Source organism: Methylosinus sporium, from assembly GCF_003113265.1.
Lineage (GTDB): Bacteria > Pseudomonadota > Alphaproteobacteria > Rhizobiales > Beijerinckiaceae > Methylosinus > Methylosinus sporium.
On the sequence record NZ_PUIV01000017.1, the window covers coordinates 1 to 18,274 of the forward strand.

The window sequence follows — 18,274 nt, forward strand, 5'->3', positions numbered from 1 at the left end:
AGGCCTACAAACCCCGCGATTGCGGCATTTGCGAGAAGCGCGGCGGTCGCCCCGCTTCGCCCGCCGCGCTTCTCGCAAATGCCGCAATCGCGGGGTTTGTAGGCCTCGCGCGCGCGGCCGCTTGTGGACAAACGGCGCCGCCCACGCCGGGACGTGACGAATTTCGGCCGCTCCCTTATACTCCGCCTCGAGATTCCGACGGCGACGGCGAACGCGCCGGCGTCGAGCTTCGGCGGCGCCTCGTGTAAGGTCCGCTCGAGCGCCGCGCGCGACCCGAGGGATTCGACGTCGGAGCGATCGACATTCGCTCCGAGCGACAAGCGAGAGCCTTTCCGATCCGATCGGATCGGCTCTGAAGAAGACGAAACACGAGAGGCCTTGCAATGCCGTCCTATCTCGATCTCGCCGTCACCATTGTGGTGCTGGTCTCGGGCCTGCTCGCGCTGCTGCGCGGCTTCACGCGCGAAGTGCTGGCCATTTTGTCCTGGGTGGCGGCCGCAGCAGCGGCCTATTATTTGCATCCGCTCGTCGTGCCTTACGTCAAGCCCTATGTCCCGAAGGACAATATCGCCCTGCTCGCGGCGGCGGCGATCGTCTTCTTCGCGACTCTGGTGGTGGTGTCGCTGTTCACCGTGAAGCTCTCGGACGTCATCCTCGACTCCAAGATCGGCGCGCTGGACCGCACTTTGGGCTTCCTCTTCGGCGCGGCGCGCGGTCTGCTTCTCGCAGTCGTGGCCTTTGTGTTCTACGCTTGGCTGGTGCCGGACACGAGCCAGCCGGAGTGGATCAAGAACGCCCGCACCAAGCCGGTGCTGCAAGCCTCCGGCGACAAGCTGCGCGAATATCTGCCCGACGACATCGAGGGCCTCGTCGCGAAGATCAAGACCAAAAAGGCGGGCGTCGGCGCGGATGAGCCGCCGGCCGAATCCGACAGCGACGCCGGCAAAGGCGACGCCGAGCCTGCGCCCGAAAAGCGCGGCGATCTTACAAATCGCCCGTCCGTCGCCACATATGGCGCGAACGAACAACAGAAACTCGACGCCCTCGTCTCGGGTCACAAGGCGCGCTGAGCGCTCGGGACTCTTCGGCGCAAATGGTGGAGTGGCGAAACATGAATGGTTCCGACCTGGACGGCGGCGGGCGTCCTTCCATGTCGAACATCGAGGCCGAATCGAACATAGAGAGAGAGCCGAACATCGAGGCCACGTCCGGCGACGACGATCTCGACGGCGATCGGCTGCGCGAATATTGCGGCGTCTTCGGCATATTCGACCATCCCGAAGCGACAGTGCTGACCGCGCTCGGGCTGCACGCCCTGCAGCACCGCGGCCAGGAGGCGGCGGGCATCGTCGCCTTCGACGGCAAGCGCTTCAACTCGGAGCGCCGCCTCGGCCTCGTCGGCGATCATTTCTCGCATGAGAGCACGATCAAGCGCCTGCCCGGCAATTCGGCGATCGGCCATGTCCGCTACGCCACCACCGGCGAGACGATCCTGCGCAATGTGCAGCCGCTGTTCGCCGAGCTCAACACGGGCGGCTTCGCCATCGGCCACAATGGCAATCTCACCAATGCGCTCACGCTTCGCCGCGATCTGATCGAGGAAGGCGCGATCTTCCAATCGACCTCCGACACGGAAGTCATTCTCCATCTCGTGGCGCGCAGCCGCAAGACGCGGCTGGTGGAGCGCTTCATCGAGGCGCTACGCTCCATAGAGGGCGCCTATGCGCTCGTCGTGCTCTCCAACAAGAAGCTCATCGGCGCGCGCGATCCGCTCGGCATCCGCCCGCTCGTCATCGGCGAGCTGGACGGCAAATATATTCTCGCCTCGGAGACTTGCGCGCTCGACATCATCGGCGCGCGCTTCGTCCGCGACGTCGAGAATGGCGAGGTCGTCGTCATTTCGGAAGAGGGGCTCGAAAGCGTCAAGCCCTTTCCGCCGCAGCAGATGCGTCCCTGCATCTTCGAATATATTTATTTCGCGCGCCCCGACTCCATCGTGCATGGCCGGCCGGTCTATGAGGTGCGCAAGGCGATGGGCGCAGAACTCGCTCGCGAGCGCAGGATCGAGGCGGATGTCGTCGTGCCGGTGCCCGATTCCGGCGTGCCGGCGGCCATCGGCTATGCGCGCGAGTCGGGCATTCCCTTCGAGCTCGGCATCATCCGCAATCATTATGTCGGCCGCACCTTCATCCAGCCGACGCAATCCGTGCGCGAGATCGGCGTGCGCCTCAAGCACAGCGCCAATCGCTCCGTCGTCGCCGGCAAGCGCGTGATCCTCATCGACGATTCGATCGTGCGCGGCACCACTTCGGTGAAGATCGTGCAGATGATGCGCGACGCCGGCGCGCGCGAGGTGCATTTCCTGATCTCGTCGCCGCCGATCACCAATCCCGATTATTACGGGATCGACACGCCGCAGAAGGAGAAGCTGCTCGCCGCGACGCATACGCTCGAGGAGATGCGGCGATATATCGGCTCGGACAGCCTCGCTTTTCTCTCGATCGACGGCATCTACCGCGCCATGGGCGAGGACAAGCGCGACCCCGTGCGGCCGCAATTCACCGACCATTGCTTCACGGGCGACTATCCGACGACGCTGACCGATGTGACCGAGGAGCGCGTGCGCACGCAGCTGTCGCTGCTGGCGGAAGCGAGCTGAGCGGAATGAATTGACGCCTGTGTGGGCCGCGCTATGATATCATTGATATCGTCTGGACGTTCCGCATGGCTCAGCTGCTCGTACGCAATCTCGCCGACGACGTGAAGCAAAAGCTTCGGCGCCGAGCGTCGGAGCATGGGCGCAGCATGGAGGAAGAGGCGCGCCGCATCATAGAGGCGGCAGTCGGCGGCCAAGGGGCCGAAGACTATGGATGGGCCTCTCGCCTCTCTGCTCAATTCTCCGAATTCGGCTTCTCCGATGACGAGGCGAGCGTTTTTGAGCTCCGCGAAGCGGCGCGGCCGGCCGAATTCGATTGATCCTGCTCGACACGAATGTCGTCTCGGAACTCGTGAAAGCGAGACCGCATCCATTGGTCCTGGCGTGGCTCGATCGCCATCCTTTCTCTTCGGTCTGGATATCAACTATTTCCGTGATGGAGCTGCGCTTTGGCTTGGAGCTTCTCGACCCGAGCCGCAGGAAGGCGGAACTCGCCGCTGCGCTCGCCCGGCTGACGGAATCGACATTCGGCGACCGCATAGCGCCTTTCGACTTGAAGGCCGCCGAGGCGGCCGGCCGGCTCGCGGCCGCACGCCGCCGCAATGGAACGACCGTCGACCACCGCGACACACAGATCGCCGGCATTGCTCTCGCCCATCGCGCGCGGCTCGTCACACGCAATATCCGCGATTTCGCCGACCTCGACGTCGAAGTCACGAATCCTTGGAATGAATGAGACGCTGGCGTTTCGCGCGCGCAAGTCGCCTCTCCCGACATGTCGGGAGAGGCGCAGCCGATCATTCACCAGCTGTATTTCAGCCCGCCCTTGCCGCCGTAGCTGCGAGTGACGTCAGAGAACTCGCCCTGGAAATCGACGAAGAGCGCCAGCCGATCCTCGAGATAGAGCTGCGCGCCGGCCTTGATCTGCGCGAGATTATAGGCTTCCCGCGGACCGAAGACGGAGAAGCTCGCTCCCGGCAACGCGACCAGCGTATTGGTCATGCGCCGCTGCGGGAAGAACTCATGCACCCAGGCGACGCTGCCCGTGGGCGTGACGCGCCAGCCATTGTCGAGGCGGAAGCTGTCGGAGAAGCGCAGGCCGAGGAAGGTCGGCAGCGAGGTCGTCGACTGGCCCCGATTCGTCAGCGCCAGCGGGCTCGCCGGATTGAGGCCCTTCTCGGTGAAGGCGTCGGATTCGTAGAAGGCGACCTCCGCCGCGGCGAAGGGCGTCAGCTTCACGCGGCCGATGTCGAAGCCATGGCCGATCTCGCCGCGCGTGCGATATTCGCGCGAGGAGAAATCCGCCGTGAGCTTGTCATAGGGCAGAAAGCCGAAGCCGCCGGCCGTGCGCGTCGTCGAATTCTGAAAGACGCTGAAAGTCTCGCTCAATTCGACATAAGAGCGGCCGAAGAGACGGCTCGTATAGACGCCGCCGTGGAAAGCGGTGATCTCGCCGCTGCTCTGCTGCGACGCGACCGAGAAATTCGACGAGCTGCCGCCGGCCGCGACGCCGACGAGCCAATCGGGATCGATCTGATAATCGAGACCGATGATTCCGCCATAGTAATTGGCCTTGGCGGAAGGCGAGCCGAGGCCGGCGTCGGACGAGGTGTCCACTGCGCCGCCGAAGAAGGAGCCCCAGGCGCGCCAAGTGCGGGTGAAGACCGGCGGGCTCTTCACGACGATCGGACCTTTGCGCGATTGGAGCTTCGCATAGTTGAGCGCGCCGGCGACGCTCTCGCGCGAGGTGATTCCGGTGACGTCGCTGGTCTCGCCCGAGCGCCAGAAGGCGGCCTGATCGGCGATCGCCGAGCTCGCCAGCGCGCTGACATGGATCGCCGTCGATTGCGCGCCCGCGAGGCCGGCGCCGCTCAGCGTGTCGAACACCGATTGCGCGCCCTGCGCGCTCTGCAGATAGAGCGTGTTGAAGAGGCTCGCGCCGGCCGCGCCATAGGGGCCCTTGCTCGCCGCCGTCAGCGCATTGGCCACAGCGAACTGATTGGCGCTCGCCGCCACTGCGCCGAAGGCGAGATCATTGCGGTTCAAGCTCAGATAGACATTATTCGCGTCATAGCCGAGCCGCGGCGTCAGAAAGGCGAGATTGGTTCCGACGCTGGAGAAGGCGCCGCTCAGCCCGCCCTGCGCGTTCAGGATCGTGTAGGACGTGCTCGGCAGATAGAGGCCGGAGCCGGCGAGAACATTCACCGAGCCGTTGAGCGAAGCCGTCCCCGTGACATTGGTCCGATCCGCGAGCAAGGGCGTCGCGCGCACCGAATAGATCGCGCCCGACTGGAAGGCGAGCGCGCCCTTCACTGTCAGCGTTCCGATGGCGTCGACGGCGCCCGGCGCGAGCGTTCCGCCCGAGTTCACCGTCACATTGCTGACCGTTCCGGCGCCGGCGAGCGCGCCGCCCGCATTCACCGTGCTCGCCGAGACGATCGAGCCGGCGATCTCCAGCGTGCCGCCATTGACGATGGTCGGGCCGGTGTAAGTGTCGGTTCCGGTGAGCGTTAGATGGCCGGTTCCGTTGAGCGTGAGGCCGCCCACACCGGAAATGTCGTTGTTCCACGAATCCTTGGCGTTGAAGCCGCCCCGCGAGGCGTCCATCGTGATGGAGACTTGCGAGCCGAAGGAGCCATAGCCATCCGCCGCGGCGAAGAGATTGAGCCGCGCATAGCCCGAGCCGTCGTCGAGCGGCTGGCCGGAGGGGAGCTCCGTCGTGGCCAGCACGTCGCGCAGCTGCGCCGTGGTGAGATAGGGAAAGCGGCTGGCGATCAGCACTTCCGCGCCGACGGGAACCACGGGCGCGAGATTGGTGGCGCCGACCGGCGAGAGGCCGTAGGTCAGCCAATAGGTGTAATTGGCCTTGTCGGTCGAGATGCTGCTGAAGCGATCGGTCGCCGAGGTCGCGGCGCAGGCGGCGACGCCGCCGGAGCATGTGTTCAGCAGCGCGCGAAGATCGCTCTGCGCAGCGGCAAAGAGCGCCGGGAAATCGCTGGTCGTGGTGATGGTTCCGCCGAGTAGGCCCGGCACGGTCCGATTGGCGTAATCGGGATTGCCGTTCAATATCTGCACCAGATCGTAATAAGTCTGGATGCGCGCGCCGATGACATCGAGCGGATAATGCGCGCCGAGCACGATGCGGCTGTTGCCGAATTCGGCGCCGCGCGTGATGAGCTGCTGATAGCGCTCGGGCACCATGATCGCGAGCAGCAGGCTCGAGGTGAAGCCATAGGTGGAATGGCCGCTCGGGAAGGAGGCGTTGCTCTTCAGCGTCGGAATGATCGCCGTGGCGGAATTGGTCGAGACGCCGAAATAGTCATTGGCGACGAAGGTCTGAATCTGCGTCGGCGCGACCTGCGCCGGACGGCTGTCGCCTACCGTATTGGCGTTGGCGGGCAGCGGATTATAGGCCTTGTCATAGACATTGAACTGGCCGCCCGCCGGCAGCGAGACGCCGACCGCCTGATGCGCCGGATTTCCGTCCGTGCTGCCATTGGCGAAATAATTCTTGGTGAAGGCGGAGTCGCCGGCCGTGATCAGCGTGTTGATCTGGGTGAAGAGGCTGGAGAAATTCGCCGAGAGGGTGGTCGCCGTGTAATTCGCCGCGACGGAATTCTTCGTCGCGAAGGTCGCGAAGAGATTGGAGCCGAGCCCGTCCGCCACCGACATGCCATTCTGCATGGAGCCGACGAGCGAGGCGATCGTATTGTCGGAAATTGCCTGCGCGCGCACCGCCGCAGAGGAGTTATTGTTGATGTCGATCGCCGTGGCGAGATTTTGATCGAGCACAGTGACGCCCGCCGGCGTATTGCCGAGAAGGCTGAAGCCGGAGAGCAGATTGGCGTTGGCGATATTGGTCGCCGATTGCGCCATGGCGGCCTGAGGCGCAATGCCGAAAGCGCCGGCGAAAGCCGCCGAGGCCAAGAGACGTCTTTTCATTTTTGTGGCTCTCCTCATGAGCTTAGCTCGAACTTTGCTGTTCCTTTGCCCCTATTGCTCCTTCGTGTATGCCTGATGACATCGCGGCCGGGACGGCGCGGCCCCGCTCTTGCTTTGCACGCGCTCGAAAGGGCTCTCATGACGCCGGAAGCAGACGACAAGCGCCTCTACGCCCCCGCCGCCGCGCGCAATCGCGGGCCGATCCTCGACGTGCTGCGCGAGGAGTTGCCGGCGGAAGGGCTCGTGCTGGAGATCGCCAGCGGCACGGGCGAGCATTCCGCGCATTTCGCGACCAATCTGCCGGGGCTCGTCTTTCAGCCCACAGACCGCGACGAAAGAGCGCGGGAGAGCGTCGCCGCCTGGGTCGCGGCGATGGGGCTTCCCAATCTCCGCACGCCGCTCGCGCTGGATGCGACGCAGCAGCCTTGGCCGGTCACGCAGGCGGATGCGATCGTCTGCATCAACATGATCCATATCTCGCCTTGGGAGTCGACGGAGAGCCTCTTCGCCACGGCGGCGGCGATGCTGCCGGAGGGCGCGCCAGTCTGCCTCTACGGCCCCTATAAGCGCGGCGGCGCCCATACCGCGCCCAGCAATGAGGAGTTCGACGCCAGCCTGCGCGCGAACAATCCCGCCTGGGGCGTGCGCGACCTAGAGACGGTGATCGCCTGCGCGCAGAAAAACGGGTTTACCGAGCCGCGCATCGTGGAGATGCCGGCCAATAATCTGACCCTCGTGTTTCGCCTGCTTCGTGCTAGATAGGCGCTCATGACAGCGCCCGCCCGCGAGCCGATGACGATAGCGGACTTCCTCGCCTGGTCGGAACGGCATGAGGAAGGCCATTATGAGCTCGTCGATGGCGAGATCGTCCCCATGCCGCGCGAGCCGTCCGAGCATGTGGCGGCCAAGGGCAAGATCTGGCGCGCCGTCGCCGAGGCTCTGGCCCGCGTCGGCGCGCCTTGCGAGGCCTATGTCGGCGGCCTGGGCGTCGCAGTGGATGCGCAAAATGTCTATGAGCCCGACATTCTGGTGAATTGCGGCGCTCCGATCGCGACGGAAGACATGCTGGCCCCCGCCCCTATCGTCGTCGTCACGGTTCTCGGCCCCTCCTCCGATACGAACGACGAGAGCGTGAAGCGTGAGGGCTATTTCCGTGTGGCGAGCCTCGCCCATTATCTCATCGTCGATCTCGCCCGCCGCGCCGTGACGCATTGCCGCCGTGACGACGGGGCGGCCTTGCGAGAAGAGACCGTGACCGAAGGGTCGATCCGGCTCGATCCGCCGGGCCTCGACCTCGCGCTGAAGGATATTTTCGCATGACTCTGGAAGGCCGCGTCGCCCTCGTCACCGGCGCCTCGCGCGGCATAGGCCGCGCGCTCGCCGTCGCTCTCGCGCGCGAGGGCGCGCATGTCGTCGCGCTGGCGCGCGGGCAAGGCGCGCTCGAATTCCTCTATGACGAGATCGTCGGCTTCGGCGGTCAGGCGACCATCGTCCCGCTCGACGTCACCGAGTTCGACAATCTCGACCGGCTCGGCGCCTGTATTCACGAGCGCTGGAAGAAGCTCGACATGCTCGTCGGCAACGCCGGCCTGCTCGGCCCGGTGACGCCGCTGCCGCATGTCGATCCGCCGCAATGGAGCCGTCTCTTCGACGTGAATGTCACCGCCAATTGGCGCCTCATTCGCGCGATGGACGTTCTCTTGCGCGCATCCGACGCCGGACGCGCGGTGTTCGTCACCTCCGGCGCGGCGCATCGCATCAAGCCCTATTGGGGGCCTTACGCCGTCACCAAAGCGGCGCTGAACGCGCTCGGCCGCACTTACGCCGCCGAGACGCAGAACACCTCACAAGTGAAGGTGATGCTGGCCAATCCCGGCCCGCTGCGCACGCAGATGCGCGCCGCCGCAATGCCGGGCGAAGATCCGATGACGCTGCGCACGCCGGAAGATCTGGCGCCCAAGCTCGTCGCTCTGTGCCGCCCGGATTGGAGCGAGACCGGCAAGCTCTACGACTTTCCGACCGACAGCATCATCGATTTCGCGTGAGCGCCCGAAAGGCGCCCACGCCGCTCCGCCTCACCCTCAGCGGTGATGATGATGATGATGATGATGGTGGTGTCGGTGGCAGAAACGGCCGTGATGGCGGCCGTGGCGACCGACCGGCTCCGGCACGTAGCGCAGGCTGAGATGGCCGACGCCGGCCGAGAGAATGAGACCCGTATTCGCCTCGACCGAAATCGGCTGCAGCGTCACAGTGTCATTGGAGCCGCCGACGAGCACCGAGCCGCCGCCGCCGACGCCGAGCGCGAAAGAGCCATGCGCGCCGACATAATCGCCGGCGAGAGCGCCCGGACCCGTGGCGCCGCTCGCCGCCACAACGCCCCAAGCGAGCTCGCCCGGGCCGCCGACGCCGATCACCGCGCCGACATTGGTGACGCTGCCGACATAATGGACCGGCGGCGCGCCGCTCTCATCCTCGAAAAGACAATCGACCGTGCGCTCCTCGACGACGATGGCGACCGTGTCGCCGGAGAGCTTGCACTCCAGCACGCCGGCGCGGCCATGCGCCGAGGCGGAGACCGGCGCGAGCGTCGCCAGCAGAGCCGCGACGCCGACCGGCGCGGCCGCCAAACGAAACAGAGACTCGAGATAAGCCGTCATAGTCACCTCCCCTTTGTCGCCGCGCCCCCCGCCCTCTGCGGCAAAACATGCGCGGCGCTTTCGAAAGCCCGTCTTGTGCTTCACCGTCACATAAGGACAGAGAAGGCCCTCTGAAAGTGCGTCCCCGCACAGGGCCGCGCTCGCCCTTGCAGCGCGGGCTTTTTCATCCGATCTTAGCGGCCGGGGCGGGAGCGATCGGAGAGGAAAAACAAGCGTGTCGCAGGGACTTCCCGTCGTGATCGAGCGGCCGATGACGGAGGCCGACCGCGCCGCTCTGCAAGCGGCGGTCGAAATTCTGGAGCGCGAGAGCTTCGCCGAACGGCTCACCGCGCTGGCCGGACGGCAGATCGGCTTCGCCGGCCGCATCATTCCCACAGCCTTGCAGGAAGTGGCCGCGAGCGCGACCCGCCGCGGCATCAAATCGGCCCTGCGCGTCGCGATCTCGAGCCTCGATCCCGCCGCCCCGGCGCGCGACGCCTCGCGGCTGCATCTGCGCCTCGCCGCGGCGAGCGGCGCGATCGGCGGCGCCATCGGCCTCGCCAGCCTGCCGATCGAGCTGCCGGTCTCCACCGTGATCATGCTGCGCTCGATCGCCGACATCGCCCGCAGCGAGGGCGAGAACCTCGCCGATCCAGAATCGACGATCGCCTGCCTGCAGGTCTTCGCGCTCGGCGGCCATGCGGAGGAAGGCAACATCCTAGAGGGCGGCTATCTCGCCATTCGCGGCCTGCTCGCCAAAACGGTGAGCGACGCCGCGCATTATGTCGCCGCGACCGCGGTCGCCGACGAGACGGCGCCGGTGCTGGCGCGGCTCATCGCGCAAATTTCGACGCGCTTCGGCGTCGTCGTCTCGCAAAAGGCGGCGGCGCAGGCGGCGCCCATACTCGGGGCCTTGGGCGGCGCGGCGGTCAATATCGCCTTCACACGGCATTTCCAATCGCTGGCGCGCGGCCATTTCACCGTGCGGCGATTGGAGCGCGCCTATGGCCGCGAGATCGTCTTTGGCGAATATGCACGCATGGCCGGACGCGCGGCCGCCTGACTCGATCGACGCGCGCGCGAGCCTATTTCGCCACTTCCGCCGGATGCAGCGCGCGCCAGAGATTTTCCACCTGGCTCAGCGTGCCTATATTGGCCTCGTTCTCCTCGAGCAGAATGGCGTCGGCCTCTTCCGCGCTGGCGCGCAGCTTGGCGAGATCGGCCGGCCGGCGCTCGCCATTGCCGGTCTCGCCGGGCGCCGTGTGATAGCGGACGAGATCGAAATCATCATTGGCGAGCCGCATGGAGAACCAATAATCGATCTGCGGCGGGCAAGGCGCCGCGGCGAGCGAGACGATGATCTCGCGCACGAAGCTGCCGCCGAGCGCGAGCAGCTTGGGCGCGCGCGCGCATTGCGCCTTCGTATCGGGCGCGCGCAGAATGGTCGCGACGGGATAATGCGGATCGGGCCAGAGAAGATTGAGCAGATCGAGCAGATCGCGATCCGTTCCCACGGCGACATTGTCGCGACGCCAGTCGAAATCGAAAGGGCCGAGGCCCGCTTCATCGCCGATGAGGCGCGTCGCCTCGCGCGTCGCCAGCGAGGCGCCGAGCAGATTCCAATGCGTGCCGCCGCGCGGAAAGAAGTCTATGTCGAAATCCTTTTTGCGCGCCTCCAGCAGCGCCGGCGAATCGACGAAGCGCAGCCCGCGCGCCTCTAGCGCCGCGCGATAGGGCGTGAGCTTGTCGATGGTTCCGCGCGCCTGCGCCGGGCATTTCATTCCGGCGGGCAAATACTGCGGATATTGCGAGGCCTTGGATGGCGAAATCACATAGGCGAAACCTTTTCCGCGCGCATGGGCGGCGGCCTCGTTCTCGGCGACGCGCTGCGCCCAGCGCGAGAGCGCCGTCTCCTCGGGCGGCGCGCCGCGGCGGCAGAATTCATCGATATAGAAACGCTCGAACAATTGCGCGTCGCGCCCGATGACGAGGCCGCTCGCGCCGGAGGCGCCGAACAGCGAATAGAGCAGCTGATTGCGCGCGCGCACCGCGAAGGGAAACACCGGCAGCGATTGCGCGAGATTGTCCGAGAAGCTCTTCTGCGTCTCGCCGGAAAGGATTTTCGCGAGCGAAACCTCCGTCGGCGCCGGCTTGGCGACGCCAGCGAGCGGATTTGCGCTGCGCAGCCGCAATTTCGGATAGTCGCGCTCGACCGCGTAATTCCAAAGGTTCGCGAGAAAGAAGAACAGGACAGCGCCGGCGGCGGCGTAGATGGGCGAGCGATGCAGAAGCGTGCGGCGCATCGTCAGAACCGGAAATAGATGAAGGGCTTGAACGGATCGGCGAGGCCCTTGCCGACCGCGCAGACAAAGAGCAGCGCGAGAAAAGCGTTGAGCGCGAAGGCGTGACGCTGCGCCAGCAGGCTCGCGGAGAGCCTGTCGCCGAAGGAGAGATAGAGCCGCTGTGAGAGGCAGATCGCCGCCGCTAGGGCGAGCACGACGAAGTGATAGGCGGGAATAGCGACCGGCTCGGCGCCGCCCGCGAGAGGCCGCGCCATTGCGAGATAGAAGGCGCCCGCCTGCTCGAGGGAAGAAGCGCGAAACACGGTCCAGCCGATCGTCACCACGACGAAAGTCAGAAGATTGGCGAGGAAGACCGGGCGGCGCTTCAGCCAATCGAGCAGGAACAGCCGATCGAGCACCAGGAAGAGGCCATTATAGGCGCCCCAGGCGACATAGGTCCAAGCCGCGCCGTGCCACAGGCCCGAGGCGAGGAAGCAGAGCCAGAGATTGACCTGCGTGCGCGTTTCGCCGCGCCGATTGCCGCCGAGCGGAATGTAGAGATAGTCGCGAATCCAGGAGGTGAGCGACATGTGCCAGCGGCGCCAGAATTCGCTGACGCTCGCCGCCACATAGGGCATGTCGAAATTCTCCTGCAGCCGAAAGCCGAACATGCGCGCGAGGCCGATCGCCATGTCGGAATAGCCGGAGAAATCGAAATAGATCTGAAAGGTGAAGAACAGCACGCCCGCCCATGCGTCGAAAAAGCCGATGCGCGACGCGTCTTGCGAAAAGACGAGATCGGCGCCGCCGGCCAGCGTGTCGGCGATGAGCAGCTTCTTGCCGACGCCGAGCATGAAGCGCGCGAAACCTTCAGTGAAATCCTCGCTGGTCGCATGGCGGAACCGCGCCAATTGCTCGGCGATATCGTGATATTTGACGATCGGCCCGGCGAGGAGCTTCGGAAAGAAGAACACATAGAAAGCATAGAGCGAGAGACTCTGCGCCGGCTTGGTCACGCCGCGATGCACGTCGACGAGAAAGGTGATCTTCTCGAAGACGATGAAGGAGACGCCGATCGGCAGCGCGACCGACGAGAAGGCGAGCCCCGGCATGGTGAGCGCGCGCAGAACGACGTCGAGATTGGCGACGAGAAAGCCCGCATATTTGAAATAGACGAGCAGGCCGAGATTGGCCGAGACGCCGAGCGCGAGCCAGAGCTTGCGCGATTTATGCTCGGGCGGAAGCGCTGCTATGCGGCGCGCGATGAAGACATCGGCGAAAGCGGAGCCGAGCACGACGAAGACGAAGAGCGGCTCACTCCAGGCGTAGAAGAAGAGGCTCGCCGCGAGCAGAATGGCGAGGCGCGCGCCGCGATCGCCGCCGACGAGCAGATAGAGGCCATAGACCGCGGGCGCGAAGAGAAACAGGTACAGCGGTTCGTAAAAGAGCATCCTCTCGTCCGCGGCCCTTTCCCTCGTGGAGGACTGCGTCTTAGCAGAGTGGCGGCGCGCGAACAATCGGCGGCGCAGGCTCGGCTCGCGAGCGAAAGCGCGGCGGGAGCGTCGGCTGGCGCATCGCCCGCGGGGCGCTATCTGGCTCTGCGACGCTCGCCCGCCGGAGGCCGGATGGATATCGACTATCTCGTCTCGGCCTTTGTGACGCTGCTCGTCGTCGTCGAGCCGCTCGGCCTCGCGCCCGTCTTCGTCGCCGCGACCTCCGGCCTCGAAGCGCGGACCAAACGCGCAATCGCCTTTCGCGCCAGCGTCTATGCGCTCGCGATTCTGGCGGGCTCGGCGCTGATCGGCCAGCGGCTGCTCGGGGCCATGGGCATTTCCATTCCGGCCTTCCGCATCGCCGGTGGATTTCTTTTGTTTTCGATCGCCTCCGAAATGGTGTTCGGCGTGCGCATACAGCGCGATTCCAAAGCGGCGGAAAAGGCGCTCGCCGAGCATGTGCACAATATCGCCGCCTATCCGCTGGCGATTCCGCTGATGGCCGGTCCCGGCGCCATCACCGCGACCGTGCTGCTGGCCAGCGACGCGCATGGCGATGTGACGCTTCTCGCGAGCCTGATCGCGGTGATCGCCGCCATAATGGCGATTTGCCTGATCTTCTGCCTGATCGCGGGAGAGGTGGCGCAATTCTTCGGCACGGCGGCCAATGTCGTGCTGACGCGATTGCTGGGCGTGCTGCTCGCCGCCCTCGCCGTGCAATTCGTCGCCGATGGCGCGCGGGCGTTTCTGCAAGGGTGAGCGGCGACGCGATCTCGCGGGATCGCGTCGCCGTCTCGCGTCAGTGGTGGACGTTCGCCCAGATCTTGCGCTTGGTGAAATACACCAGGAAGGACAGGACGATCAGGAAGCCGACCACCTTCAGGCCGATCGACTTGCGCTCCTCGAGATGCGGCTCCGCGGCCCACATCAGGAAAGCGCTGACATCCTTCGCATATTGGGCCGCCGTCTGCGGCGTTCCATCGTCATAGGTCACGGCGCCGTCCGAGAGTGGCGGCGGCATGCCGGTGCGGCGGCCGGGCATATAGAGGTTATAATATTGGCCGGGCGCCAGCTCGACGCCCTGCGGCGCATCCACATAGCCGGTGAGCAGAGCGACGATATAATCGACGCCATGCTCCTGATAGGAGAAGCCGGGCAAAGCGTCGGCGAGGAACAGCGGGAAGCCGCGCGAATAGCCGCGCGCCTTGGCGAGAACCGACATGTCCGGCGGATAGGCGCCGTTGAGCGCCGCCCGCGCCGCCTGCTCATTGGGGAAGGGCGGCGGGACGCGGTCGCTGAGCCGGCCGGGGCGCTCGAAATAATCGCCGGCGTCGTTGGGGCCGTCCTTGATCTTATAGCTCTCGGCCAGCGCCTTGGCCTCCGCCTCGGAGATCTCCGGCCCGCCCTTCTCGGCGAAATTGCGGAAGGCGAGGCGCGAGATCGAGTGGCAGCTCGAGCAGACCTCCTTATAGACCTTGTAGCCGCGGCGAAGCTGCGCATTGTCGTAATGGCCGAAGGCGCCGGCGAAGCTCCATTCCTGCCGCGGCGGCTTGGGCTGCGAATGCGCGCCGCCCTCCTCGGCCAGAGCGGCGCCCGCCGCGCCGGCGAGGGCCGCCGCCATGACGATGGACTTCCAAGAGTCGACAACCGACTTCATGATCGATGCTCCTCGACGCGCGTCACGCATGGGGCTTCTCCTCCGGGGTGGCGGCCTCGCCGAGGGAGGCGGCGATGGAGCGCGGCTCCGGCAGCGTCTGCTCATATTTGCCGAGCAGCGGCAGCACGACGAGGAAGTGCAGGAAGTAATAGGCCATCAATATGCGGGCGGCGATGAGATAGACGCCCTCCGCCGGCTGCGCGCCGAGATAGCCGAGGCCGACCGCGACGAAGACGAAGACCCAGTAGAACTTCTTGAAGGCCGGACGATAGACGCCCGAGCGCACCTTCGACGTGTCGAGCCAGGGCAGCGCCGCCACGATGAGGATCGAGGCGAACAGCGCGATGACGCCGATCAGCTTGTTGGGGATGGCGCGCAGGATCGCGTAGAAGGGCAGGAAATACCATTCCGGCACGATATGCGGCGGCGTCACCAGCGGATTGGCCTCGATGTAATTGTCGGGATGGCCCGTGTAGTTCGGCACGAAGAAGGTGAGCCATGCGAAGAGCCCGACGAAGACCACGAGGCCGACGGCGTCCTTCAGCGTCGCATAGGGCGTGAAGGGCACCGTCTCCTTCTCGATGTCCTTGACCTCGACGCCGGTCGGATTGTTCTGCCCCGTCACATGCAGCGCCCAGACATGAAGGCCGACGATGGCCACGATGACGAAGGGCAGCAGATAATGCAGCGCGAAGAAGCGGTTGAGCGTGGCGTTGTCGACCGAATAGCCGCCGAGCAGCCAAGTGGTGATGGAATTGCCCACATAGGGAATGGCGGTGAAGAGATTGGTGATCACCGTCGCGGCCCAGAAGGACATCTGGCCCCAGGGCAGCACATAGCCCAAAAAGCCCGTCGCCATCATCAGCATGAAGATCACGACGCCGAGGATCCACAGCACCTCGCGCGGCTCCTTATAGGAGCCGTAATACATGCCGCGAAAGATGTGGATATAGACGGCGAGGAAGAACATGGAGGCGCCATTGGCGTGCGCATAGCGCAGCGCCCAGCCCCAATTCACATCGCGCATGATGTGCTCGATCGAATCGAAGGCGAGCGTCGTCTCCGGCGTGTAATGCATCGCGAGAACGATGCCGGTCACGATCTGCGCGACCAGCATGAAGGAGAGGATCGCGCCGAAGGTCCAAAGATAGTTGAGATTCTTCGGAACGGGATAGGCGACGAAGGATTCGTGGATGAAGCCGAGGATCGGCAGGCGCCGCTCGAGCCAGCGCGCAAAGCCGCTCTTCGGCGTGTAAGTCGAATGTCCGGTCATGAATGTCGTCTCGGAGGTTGGGACGGCGACGGGGCCGCGATCAGCCGATCTTGATCTTGGTGTCGCTCAGGAAAGCGTAATCGGGCACTTCGAGATTGCTCGGAGCCGGACCGCTGCGAATGCGGCCGGAGGTGTCGTAGGTGGAGCCGTGGCAGGGGCAGAACCAGCCGTGGAACTCGCCCTCATGGCCGGTGGGAATGCAGCCCAGATGCGTGCAGACGCCGACGACGACCAGCCATTCCGGCTTTTTCACGCGCGCCGAATCGGCCTGCGGGTCGGGCAGCTCGGCGAGCGGGACGTTCTGCGCGGCCTCGATCTCCTGTTTGGTGCGGTGCCGCACGAAAACGGGCTTGCCGCGCCATTTGACGGTGACGATCTGCCCCTCGGGAATGGCCGAAATGTCGAGCTCCGTCGAAGCCAGCGCCAGCGTCGAAGCATCCGGATTCATCTGCGCGATCAGCGGCCATACGGCGGCGCCCGCTGCGACCGTCGCCGCGGCCCCCGTGGCGAGGAACAAAATATCCCGGCGGTTCGGCTCCGCCTTTGTCGCATTGCTCACTTTCTGGAACCTCTCTCGCGAGTTCGACCTTGGCCCCCTTGCCTCTCGGCTCGGAACACGAATAGAAACAAATCTATTCGCGAGGGCGCGCCTGTTTTGAGCAGTTTGGCGTGAGACCGCAAGCGGCCTTCGCGTCGCTGCGACAAATAGCGCGCTTGCCGCCGCCTCGGGATCAGTGGCGCAGCAGCCCGCTGTTGTCCACAAACGGCTCGCAGGAAAATTTGTCAACCGCCAGACCCGCGCCGGGCCTGCAGCGCCACGGACGCCTCTTGACGGGAGCGGCGCCGGCGGCCCTCATGCGGGCTCCCGAAGTGGAGCGCATCGAAGTGAGCGGCCGTTATCTGGTTTTCGTGGCGACGGTTGTCAGCCTGATCGCGGTTCCAGGACCGGATATGCTCTATGTGCTCGGCCGCTCGCTGGCCTCCGGCGGACGGGCGGGCTGCTTTTCCGCGGCCGGCATAGCGTCTGGCTATGCGCTGCTCACCCTGCTGGTGGCGGCGGGGTTTCAGCTCGTCTTCGAGGCGTTTCCGGCGCTGTTCCTCGCCCTCAAATATATAGGCGTCGCCTATCTCTCCTGGCTCGCTTTTCGGCTCGTCCGCTCGGAGGGCGGGCTCCACGCGCCGAGCCGCGGCCCCAGGCGCAGCGAATGGGCCTCCTTCTCGGCCGGCGTCGCGACCAGCCTGCTCAATCCCAAGGGACTTCTCTTCTATTTCGCCATATTGCCGCAATTCTTCGCGCCCGCCGACGGGCCGTTCTGGCGCCATGCGCTCGTCTATGGCTGGACGACGAGCTTTCTGTGCCTCACGCTCTATTCCGCGCTCGGCTATGCGGCGAGCTATGGCGCGCGGCGGTGGACGCCGGAACCGTCGGCGAGTCGCGATCTCTCACGGCTCGCCGGCGTTCTGCTGCTCGTGTCGGTGCTGGCGATGCTGGGCGCCGAATGGAGCGGCGTCGCCACCCCGCGCTGACCGTCCGCCGCGCCCCGGCCTCATTTGGTCAGGATCGGCGCCGGCGGCGCAGCGGCGGGCGTCGCGAAATGATAATTGACGCCGCCACGCACGATATGGCCGGCGCTCTTCACATTGAGCGGGACGGCGCCGAAATTGGTGGAATAGGCGACGCCAGAATCCGCGAGCTCCGTATAGAGATATTCGCCCTTCACCGTGATTTTGTCGGACCATGCGTATTCGACGCCGGCGCCCGCGGTCCAGCCGGCGCGCACCGTCGTTCCGGTGGAGAGCTGGCCGAGGGTCAGCGGAAGCTGGGAGGTGAAAGCCGTCGGCACGAAATCACTCCCATAGGCGAGACCCGCCGTTCCGTATATGAGCCAGTTGCGCGTGAAGGCGTAGCCGGCGCGGCCGCGGAATGTGCCGAACACGCCGGTCTCCGTCGCGCTCGGCGTGTTCCAGCCGACCGTCTCCGCATTCTGCGACCCGCGATAGCCGAAATCGGCTTCGAGGCCGAGGACGATCGTCGGCGTCCATTGCCAATTATAGCCGAGCGTTCCGCCGCCGAGGAAGCCCGCGCCGCGAATGGGCGTGTCGCGCAAATAGGTGAAGGTCCCCTCGCCGAGCAGCGCGCCAGCATAGGCGCCGACATAAAACCCCTGCCAGCTGAACGCGGGAGCCGGGGCCGCCAGCGGAGCGGGCGGCGCCTTGGCGGAAGGAAGATCGGCGGCGATGGCGGAGCCCGCCGCTAGCGCGCCGACAAGGGCGCCGATCAGCCGAAGCCTGTCATTCATATATCGCATGTTTGCACTCCTCTAACGCTCGT

The 18,274-nt window shown here is 65.4% G+C and carries 18 protein-coding genes; 10 read left to right on the forward strand and 8 right to left on the reverse strand.

The features are described from left to right. The first annotated feature begins 383 nt into the window (after positions 1-383). The 4 genes from C5689_RS11620 to C5689_RS11635 all read left to right on the forward strand — a co-directional run bounded on the left by C5689_RS11620 (position 384) and on the right by C5689_RS11635 (position 3,392). On the forward strand, positions 384-1,070 hold the full coding sequence (locus C5689_RS11620) for a CvpA family protein (protein ID WP_108917440.1): 687 nt from the start codon (positions 384-386) through the stop codon (positions 1,068-1,070). Positions 1,071-1,150: 80 nt separating this feature from the next. Beyond that, positions 1,151-2,659: an amidophosphoribosyltransferase gene (purF, locus tag C5689_RS11625; protein ID WP_108917492.1), complete on the forward strand. Its 1,509-nt coding sequence runs from the start codon at positions 1,151-1,153 to the stop codon at positions 2,657-2,659. A gap of 65 nt (positions 2,660-2,724) precedes the next feature. Continuing rightward, the gene (locus tag C5689_RS11630) at positions 2,725-2,976 is read left to right on the forward strand and encodes a FitA-like ribbon-helix-helix domain-containing protein (RefSeq protein ID WP_108917441.1); all 252 of its coding nucleotides are present in this window, start codon (positions 2,725-2,727) and stop codon (positions 2,974-2,976) included. Next, a complete protein-coding gene (locus C5689_RS11635) occupies positions 2,973-3,392 on the forward strand; it encodes a type II toxin-antitoxin system VapC family toxin (RefSeq protein WP_108917442.1) in 420 nt (139 codons plus the stop codon). The genes C5689_RS11630 and C5689_RS11635 overlap by 4 nt, the downstream gene beginning before the upstream one ends. Positions 3,393-3,457: 65 nt before the next feature. Here C5689_RS11635 and C5689_RS11640 read toward each other — a convergent pair whose 3' ends face one another. After that, complete coding sequence (locus C5689_RS11640) at positions 3,458-6,598, reverse strand: autotransporter family protein (protein WP_158271802.1); 3,141 nt, start codon at positions 6,596-6,598, stop codon at positions 3,458-3,460. 138 nt (positions 6,599-6,736) lie between these two features. Here C5689_RS11640 and C5689_RS11645 point away from each other — a divergent pair, with 138 nt between their 5' ends. Genes C5689_RS11645 through C5689_RS11655 form a run of 3 tightly spaced genes read left to right on the forward strand, consistent with a single transcriptional unit; the run spans position 6,737 to position 8,643 of the window. Then, entirely contained in the window at positions 6,737-7,360 is a 624-nt protein-coding gene (locus tag C5689_RS11645) for a DUF938 domain-containing protein (RefSeq protein ID WP_108917444.1), read from the forward strand. 6 nt (positions 7,361-7,366) lie between these two features. Then, complete coding sequence (locus C5689_RS11650; protein WP_108917445.1) at positions 7,367-7,918, forward strand: Uma2 family endonuclease; 552 nt, start codon at positions 7,367-7,369, stop codon at positions 7,916-7,918. Then, the gene (locus C5689_RS11655; protein ID WP_108917446.1) at positions 7,915-8,643 is read left to right on the forward strand and encodes an SDR family NAD(P)-dependent oxidoreductase; all 729 of its coding nucleotides are present in this window, start codon (positions 7,915-7,917) and stop codon (positions 8,641-8,643) included. Before C5689_RS11650 ends, C5689_RS11655 begins: the two co-directional genes overlap by 4 nt. Before the next feature lie 36 nt (positions 8,644-8,679). Here C5689_RS11655 and C5689_RS11660 read toward each other — a convergent pair whose 3' ends face one another. Further along, on the reverse strand, positions 8,680-9,258 hold the full coding sequence (locus C5689_RS11660; RefSeq protein WP_108917447.1) for a DUF992 domain-containing protein: 579 nt from the start codon (positions 9,256-9,258) through the stop codon (positions 8,680-8,682). A gap of 250 nt (positions 9,259-9,508) precedes the next feature. Between C5689_RS11660 and C5689_RS11665 the strand changes: the two genes are divergently transcribed. Beyond that, positions 9,509-10,300, forward strand: coding sequence for an EcsC family protein (locus C5689_RS11665; protein ID WP_167398716.1), 792 nt, complete (start codon positions 9,509-9,511; stop codon positions 10,298-10,300). 22 nt (positions 10,301-10,322) lie between these two features. Here C5689_RS11665 and C5689_RS11670 read toward each other — a convergent pair whose 3' ends face one another. Together C5689_RS11670 and C5689_RS11675 are read right to left on the reverse strand one after the other, a co-directional pair. Next, positions 10,323-11,540, reverse strand: a complete 1,218-nt coding sequence (locus C5689_RS11670; protein WP_108917449.1) for an alginate O-acetyltransferase AlgX-related protein — start codon at positions 11,538-11,540, stop codon at positions 10,323-10,325. A 2-nt stretch (positions 11,541-11,542) separates the two neighbouring features. Further along, a complete protein-coding gene (locus C5689_RS11675) occupies positions 11,543-12,970 on the reverse strand; it encodes an MBOAT family O-acyltransferase (RefSeq protein ID WP_108917450.1) in 1,428 nt (475 codons plus the stop codon). A gap of 174 nt (positions 12,971-13,144) precedes the next feature. Here C5689_RS11675 and C5689_RS11680 point away from each other — a divergent pair, with 174 nt between their 5' ends. Beyond that, entirely contained in the window at positions 13,145-13,771 is a 627-nt protein-coding gene (locus C5689_RS11680) for a MarC family protein (RefSeq protein ID WP_108917493.1), read from the forward strand. 40 nt (positions 13,772-13,811) lie between these two features. Here the strand turns inward: C5689_RS11680 and C5689_RS11685 are convergent, their stop codons facing one another. The 3 genes from C5689_RS11685 to petA are packed head-to-tail and all read right to left on the reverse strand — an operon-like array spanning position 13,812 to position 16,501. Further along, positions 13,812-14,669, reverse strand: coding sequence for a cytochrome c1 (locus C5689_RS11685; protein WP_108917451.1), 858 nt, complete (start codon positions 14,667-14,669; stop codon positions 13,812-13,814). 22 nt (positions 14,670-14,691) lie between these two features. Continuing rightward, complete coding sequence (locus tag C5689_RS11690) at positions 14,692-15,942, reverse strand: cytochrome b (RefSeq protein ID WP_108917452.1); 1,251 nt, start codon at positions 15,940-15,942, stop codon at positions 14,692-14,694. A 40-nt stretch (positions 15,943-15,982) separates the two neighbouring features. Next, a complete protein-coding gene (gene petA / locus C5689_RS11695) occupies positions 15,983-16,501 on the reverse strand; it encodes a ubiquinol-cytochrome c reductase iron-sulfur subunit (RefSeq protein WP_108917453.1) in 519 nt (172 codons plus the stop codon). 296 nt (positions 16,502-16,797) lie between these two features. Between petA and C5689_RS11700 the strand changes: the two genes are divergently transcribed. After that, positions 16,798-17,469 (forward strand): LysE family translocator, encoded by a 672-nt coding sequence (locus C5689_RS11700; RefSeq protein WP_108917454.1) that lies wholly within the window; start codon positions 16,798-16,800, stop codon positions 17,467-17,469. A 20-nt stretch (positions 17,470-17,489) separates the two neighbouring features. Here C5689_RS11700 and C5689_RS11705 read toward each other — a convergent pair whose 3' ends face one another. Beyond that, entirely contained in the window at positions 17,490-18,251 is a 762-nt protein-coding gene (locus C5689_RS11705) for an outer membrane protein (RefSeq protein WP_244594673.1), read from the reverse strand. Positions 18,252-18,274: the final 23 nt, after the last annotated feature.

Bases quoted from the DNA above. Each gene is read 5' to 3' on its own strand.
- C5689_RS11620 (WP_108917440.1), top strand. From the start codon at position 384: ATGCCGTCCTATCTCGATCTCGCCGTCACCATTGTGGTGCTGGTCTCG.
- purF (WP_108917492.1), top strand. From the start codon at position 1,151: ATGTCGAACATCGAGGCCGAATCGAACATAGAGAGAGAGCCGAACATC.
- C5689_RS11630 (WP_108917441.1), top strand. From the start codon at position 2,725: ATGGCTCAGCTGCTCGTACGCAATCTCGCCGACGACGTGAAGCAAAAG.
- C5689_RS11640 (WP_158271802.1), bottom strand. From the start codon at position 6,598: ATGAAAAGACGTCTCTTGGCCTCGGCGGCTTTCGCCGGCGCTTTCGGC.
- C5689_RS11645 (WP_108917444.1), top strand. From the start codon at position 6,737: ATGACGCCGGAAGCAGACGACAAGCGCCTCTACGCCCCCGCCGCCGCG.
- C5689_RS11650 (WP_108917445.1), top strand. From the start codon at position 7,367: ATGACAGCGCCCGCCCGCGAGCCGATGACGATAGCGGACTTCCTCGCC.
- C5689_RS11655 (WP_108917446.1), top strand. From the start codon at position 7,915: ATGACTCTGGAAGGCCGCGTCGCCCTCGTCACCGGCGCCTCGCGCGGC.
- C5689_RS11660 (WP_108917447.1), bottom strand. From the start codon at position 9,258: ATGACGGCTTATCTCGAGTCTCTGTTTCGTTTGGCGGCCGCGCCGGTC.
- C5689_RS11665 (WP_167398716.1), top strand. From the start codon at position 9,509: ATGACGGAGGCCGACCGCGCCGCTCTGCAAGCGGCGGTCGAAATTCTG.
- C5689_RS11670 (WP_108917449.1), bottom strand. From the start codon at position 11,540: ATGCGCCGCACGCTTCTGCATCGCTCGCCCATCTACGCCGCCGCCGGC.
- C5689_RS11675 (WP_108917450.1), bottom strand. From the start codon at position 12,970: ATGCTCTTTTACGAACCGCTGTACCTGTTTCTCTTCGCGCCCGCGGTC.
- C5689_RS11680 (WP_108917493.1), top strand. From the start codon at position 13,145: ATGGATATCGACTATCTCGTCTCGGCCTTTGTGACGCTGCTCGTCGTC.
- C5689_RS11685 (WP_108917451.1), bottom strand. From the start codon at position 14,669: ATGAAGTCGGTTGTCGACTCTTGGAAGTCCATCGTCATGGCGGCGGCC.
- C5689_RS11690 (WP_108917452.1), bottom strand. From the start codon at position 15,942: ATGACCGGACATTCGACTTACACGCCGAAGAGCGGCTTTGCGCGCTGG.
- C5689_RS11700 (WP_108917454.1), top strand. From the start codon at position 16,798: ATGCGGGCTCCCGAAGTGGAGCGCATCGAAGTGAGCGGCCGTTATCTG.
- C5689_RS11705 (WP_244594673.1), bottom strand. From the start codon at position 18,251: ATGCGATATATGAATGACAGGCTTCGGCTGATCGGCGCCCTTGTCGGC.